The 4,683-nt window shown below is 42.8% G+C and carries 6 protein-coding genes and 1 pseudogene; all 7 read right to left on the reverse strand.

Going from position 1 to position 4,683, the window contains the following annotated elements:
• Positions 1 to 183: pseudogene (locus tag H515_RS14230) on the reverse strand (ISAon1 family transposase); the annotation flags it as partial.
• Complete coding sequence (locus H515_RS0110200) at positions 149 to 535, reverse strand: ISAon1 family transposase N-terminal region protein (protein WP_028901917.1); 387 nt, start codon at positions 533 to 535, stop codon at positions 149 to 151. The gene H515_RS0110200 and the pseudogene H515_RS14230, both read right to left, overlap by 35 nt.
• A gap of 55 nt (positions 536 to 590) precedes the next feature.
• Positions 591 to 1,649, reverse strand: coding sequence for a hypothetical protein (locus tag H515_RS13395; RefSeq protein WP_244870080.1), 1,059 nt, complete (start codon positions 1,647 to 1,649; stop codon positions 591 to 593).
• A gap of 697 nt (positions 1,650 to 2,346) precedes the next feature.
• Positions 2,347 to 2,853, reverse strand: coding sequence for a glycoside hydrolase family protein (locus tag H515_RS0110215; protein ID WP_025878113.1), 507 nt, complete (start codon positions 2,851 to 2,853; stop codon positions 2,347 to 2,349).
• A complete protein-coding gene (locus H515_RS0110220; RefSeq protein WP_025878115.1) occupies positions 2,840 to 3,325 on the reverse strand; it encodes a DUF3872 domain-containing protein in 486 nt (161 codons plus the stop codon). The genes H515_RS0110215 and H515_RS0110220 overlap by 14 nt, the downstream gene beginning before the upstream one ends.
• Positions 3,326 to 3,337: 12 nt before the next feature.
• Positions 3,338 to 3,931: a conjugal transfer protein TraO gene (locus H515_RS0110225; protein ID WP_025878117.1), complete on the reverse strand. Its 594-nt coding sequence runs from the start codon at positions 3,929 to 3,931 to the stop codon at positions 3,338 to 3,340.
• Positions 3,925 to 4,683, reverse strand: a 759-nt coding sequence (traN, locus tag H515_RS13405; RefSeq protein ID WP_036891819.1) for a conjugative transposon protein TraN, incomplete at its 5' end; no start/stop codon positions are given. The genes H515_RS0110225 and traN, both read right to left, overlap by 7 nt.

The raw sequence follows: 4,683 nt of genomic DNA on the forward strand, positions 1-4,683 counted from the left end.
AGTCTCGTCAATGGCCAGGGAAGGCCCGATGTTGTCAGGAAAGAGCAGCCACTCGTCGGCATGATCTATCTGGTCCCATTGACGGAAGCCGCTCAGGATTTCTTTATATTGTTTCTCAAATGTGTGTCCGTCAATATGATAGAAATCTTCAAGCGTACGGCAAGTCACTGGGGAAGTCTCCATACGTTTCTTTTAAAAAAGCTCCAAATTCCTTGGAGTAACGGGTGCCCTGAGCTACCATGTCTAAAGCAATGGGAAGGGTAAAACTCTTGCCCGTGCGCAAATCCGTCCATCGTCTGCGACGAATTTTCAAGATCACCTTATGGCCTCGAATAGGGAAGTCGGTTATATTAACTGCTTCCATGAACCCCTTGGACTCGAAGGTGGCATTACCTGACAAAGTCTTGTCCATACGTTCGTCAAGACTAATATGAAACTCAGGTCCAACCTCGCAGACAGAAACGATAGTAAAATAATCTAATATTTGAGAAGGCAAAACAAGAGTTGCCAAGGTGCGTAACATTTTTTCTTCCATAATGCGAAGGTCGGAATTATTAAGATAAATAACAAATTATTCCCCCATTGATTTTCTACTGAGCCCCCATTTCGTCTGCAAAATAAAAATTTTGCTGTTGAAAAGCAGGAACCGTACATATCGAATCTACGTTTTCCAGCATCTCAACAATCTCTATAAATGTGCTTGGAATTAAACCATAGTATTCTGGCTCTGAATGTGTATAAAGGAATATATCATTGAGCCATTTATATCTTTCATTATGGAGTAGTAATGTTCCTATCATTACATGGCGAAGCATAAATTCTTTTTTGTCCAGCCTTAATATCTCATTGGCAACAAAGCGATATCGTAGACTTGAATAACTATCAGCAAACTGCCAATATTGTTTGAACCAAGAGTGGTTATTATATGTTATAGCCTCATTTAGTAAAAACCACATCATTTTATGAGTTTGCAGGCTAATTCTTGACTTTGATATCTGGTTATACAAGATTGCTACTATATCATTATTTCGATGTAACAAATGATGTCCATCATCCTCTCTGATGAACCCTTTTAGTTTTCTAAGTATTGCAACAACATTCTCATCATATACAACTGGCGGTAAAATCGCATCTTCTTTCTGATTCTTATAAGAATCGCCCTGTTGAATAGTTATGTATGAACATATACTTGACATAGCATCAAAGTAAAGTTGATGATTATTTTTTGAGTCGGCATAGATTGCTAAATCAAAAATATCCATGACGTTGGATTTGTTAATTTGCCCTCCCTCTATATGCCTAAGAAGTTCTCCCGCATTCTCGTATTTTATCATTAACTGGAATAGTAGAAAAGTAAATCCCATCAGTAGTACCAAAAGAATAGCTTGGATTGTCACAAAACCTATATTCCACCATTCTGCATGTAGTAGAAAAGGGGTAGAAACGGCAAATAACAAATTCAGTATAAGAAGGATTTGGAACACCCTATATATTATCTCTTTTGTAAATCTATTCGCAAGTAATGTGGAATCATATTGTGTATATATTCTACCGATACTTTGCATTATCAAAGGATATCCGACACCGTAAAGAGCTGCTAAAATGGAAAGGAATCCGCTGAATGTATAATTAGTAAAATCAAAAATCATTTTCTTTGATATCTTTTATTTGTTGTTCTACTCTACGAATTATTCTATTTGTCTCCCTGATAGTCTTATTAAGGTCAGAGAGTTCAGAAGATACAAGTTCAATTTGTTCGTTTTTTATAGAGTCTTTGTTGTTTTGTATTGAGTCTCTGTATAAAATTTTTTGATGTTCTTTCTGAATAGATATTTCTTGTTGAGTGTTATATTTCCTGTGAGTAACACTCGACAAAACAAGCATTAGAATAGCTATGAATGAAATCGCACACATCCCCCCTATAAAGGATTGTTTCTATTCCACCAACTCTTGTTCTTTAGTATTACCCTGAATTCTTTTTGCTTTATCTTTTGGGGGAGGTGAGTGTTTACTTCTTCTATTGTATTATTAAATAAATCGTCTATTTCTCCCGTCTCAACCTCTTGTTTGATGTCGGGTGTAATATCGCTCTTATCTCTCAATTTACGAATGTAAATTAGAATAACGCCAATCAAGGGAATTGTTACTATAAGGGGTAAACAAAATGAATTCATATATGATATTCTCCTGCTATTTTCCATTTCTCTTCACGCTCAGTAAGCATCCTCTATGCAAAAGGCGTATTTCGTTTACAAAGTTACTCATTCATAGCGAGAAAGGCGAATAAAACGGCAAGAAAACGCCCCTTGCGGAACATAAAAATGTCGCAAGAGGCATATTTAGCAATCAAGGTACATAAAACAGGACAAACTCAACCTTTCGTCGTTTGACCAGCCCTCTGAGGACTTTGCCCTTGTATTGGCAGAAAGAGACAAATTCACGGTAGAAATTCCTGTCGCCCGATTCTATCCTCCGCAGCAACCTACTCTTTGGATGCTTGCCATATCCAAGCAATCGCCCCACGCCCACATTGTAGGCAAGCAAGGTGAGTAGCAGTGCATCCTTACCATAACCTTTAAAGTGTTCAAAGCATTTCCAAAGGTCGGCACGGAGCAGAGAGTCCGCTTGCCGTTCCGTCATATCTGCCGTGAAACGTTCTCCTGGTTGCAACTGATGCCCATAGCCAACATACGGATAGCAACCTTTTCCGTGTAGCCCCTCGAAGTATTTCACGACCACCACGGCGCACTCAAAAGGTGGCAAGTCTGCCAGCCGCACCCTGCGCTGGGCAAGGGTCGGCTGACAGAGCAAGCACATTATACAGAATAAAGCAAAGCGTTTAGCCGTTCGCATCGTTCAAGGCTTTGGTTACTACTGCGGTGGACTTTCCCTTTTCCTCCGCCTTTTCGTTGTTGAAACTGAAAGTCAGTTGCTGCATCTTACCGAAACTGTCCTCCACGTACACGTCAATCGTCTGGCGGTCGGTGGAGAGCGAGGTGTAGTACAGACGGAAAACGTCCTTTGTGAGCGGATAGCGGTCGTTGGGCTTGAACACCGTACCATCGTCCATCTTCAGCGTTCCTTTGCCATCAGGCTGGAAATAACGTATCGTATAGCGAGTGTCAGCAAACTCACCGCCCCGCTTCAGCGTGCAGCATATCTCTGCCGTCTGTCCCTTGGTGATGTCCTTCTGAACAGGCATCGTCTCGATAGTGAACGGATAAGCCTGCTGCACATCCAGTTCCCTATCACAAGCAGATAGGCAAAACACGGCAAGGGTCAGCACACCCATTACCCAAATCGAACTTAATATCTTCTTTTTCATGTTTCTTTTCTATTAAATATTAAACCTAAGTCCTGCTGATAGCGCAGGACGGAAACGATGCACGTCAGAGCCGAAGAGCAACCGCCCTTGTGCCTTGACAAGAAACAGAAGCCTGTCCGTAAGGAATACTTCCAACGAGCCATGCATGGCACCGCCATAGACAAAGCGTGGGCGGTCGAGCAGCGTAGCCCCATCGGGCAGCAGCTTCTTGTCCTCATTCAATTCCTCGTAACCGCCCAATGCGGATATGCCAGCATAGAGAAGCACGTTCTTGCCATTGTCGGAGAGTATCGGGTGCATATAGCCCAAGTGCAGGAGCGCATCTTTGAGTTTTACGCCATAGTCCCTATACGGCATATTCTGCTGTTCATACTCAACTCCTACAAAGGAGTAGTTCTCTCGTTTCAAGTAACGGGTAAGCGATACACCAACACAGAAGTTATCCTTGGCAAAGAACTTTTCCCCTTTGACAAGGGGAACGCTGCCCATGACTTCTATCCCTTTCTGCTTGGGTATCAGCCGTTGGGCGTGCGACGGCAGACTAAAAGCCATTGCCACCGCTGCACAAACCGATAAAATGATTTTCTTCTTCATAATGTCTACCATTTCAGTTTGAGGTTATCAATCTTCTTTGCTATCTGCAGGTCTTCTGCCGTTACATGAAAGGTCAGCGTACGACCGCCATTTCTTTCATAGAGTGTCACTTCAAGCTGCTTGTCTTCTGCAAGAGAGAACTGTTCGAGCGCAAACACAGTGTGTTCACTACCCATGCCACGCACCTGCATCACCTGATGATAGGCACGAAGTGGCTGAAGCACCTGCTCTTGTATAGCGGTACGCTTTGCGACCTTCTTATCCACCACCTTAAAGGTGATGAAATCCACCGAGTATGGCATATTCGTGCCGTTTTCCATACGAGTGTGGAAATACAGTAAGCCGTTATGGGCATACAAGCCACGAAGCAGGAACTTCATGCCAAACTGCTGAGCACCGATGTGCTTTATGCAGCGTCTGTCATTCTGATAGATAGTCTGCATCATCAGTTTTACTAATACAGGCGACTCGTTGCCGAGTTCCTTGAAATAGATGTCGGCACGGTTGCTCGGTAGTCGTCCGTCCGTTGGTGACAGAAAGTCCTTCATCTCCACGCTGAGCTTCTCTGGCTCATCAGCATATTTGACATTGAAAGCGTAAAACGAGCCGTCTTCGCAAATCACGCTCATGTTGGTTTCCGTCTCAAAGTCCTTCACGGCAGCCTTCACGCGCAACACGTTCTCAGCATCCTCCGCTTTCCCTGCAATGATATTCTGCGAACCTAAGTCTACATAACGAATAGTAGAAGGGAATATAAGATGCAC

This window comes from Prevotella corporis DSM 18810 = JCM 8529 (assembly GCF_000430525.1).
Taxonomy (GTDB): Bacteria; Bacteroidota; Bacteroidia; order Bacteroidales; family Bacteroidaceae; genus Prevotella; species Prevotella corporis.

What these genes read in the sequence shown, in the direction of transcription:
- H515_RS0110200 (WP_028901917.1), bottom strand. Translation starts at nt 535, where the DNA reads ATGGAAGAAAAAATGTTACGCACCTTGGCAACTCTTGTTTTGCCTTCT.
- H515_RS13395 (WP_244870080.1), bottom strand. Translation starts at nt 1,649, where the DNA reads ATGATTTTTGATTTTACTAATTATACATTCAGCGGATTCCTTTCCATT.
- H515_RS0110215 (WP_025878113.1), bottom strand. Translation starts at nt 2,853, where the DNA reads ATGCGAACGGCTAAACGCTTTGCTTTATTCTGTATAATGTGCTTGCTC.
- H515_RS0110220 (WP_025878115.1), bottom strand. Translation starts at nt 3,325, where the DNA reads ATGAAAAAGAAGATATTAAGTTCGATTTGGGTAATGGGTGTGCTGACC.
- H515_RS0110225 (WP_025878117.1), bottom strand. Translation starts at nt 3,931, where the DNA reads ATGGTAGACATTATGAAGAAGAAAATCATTTTATCGGTTTGTGCAGCG.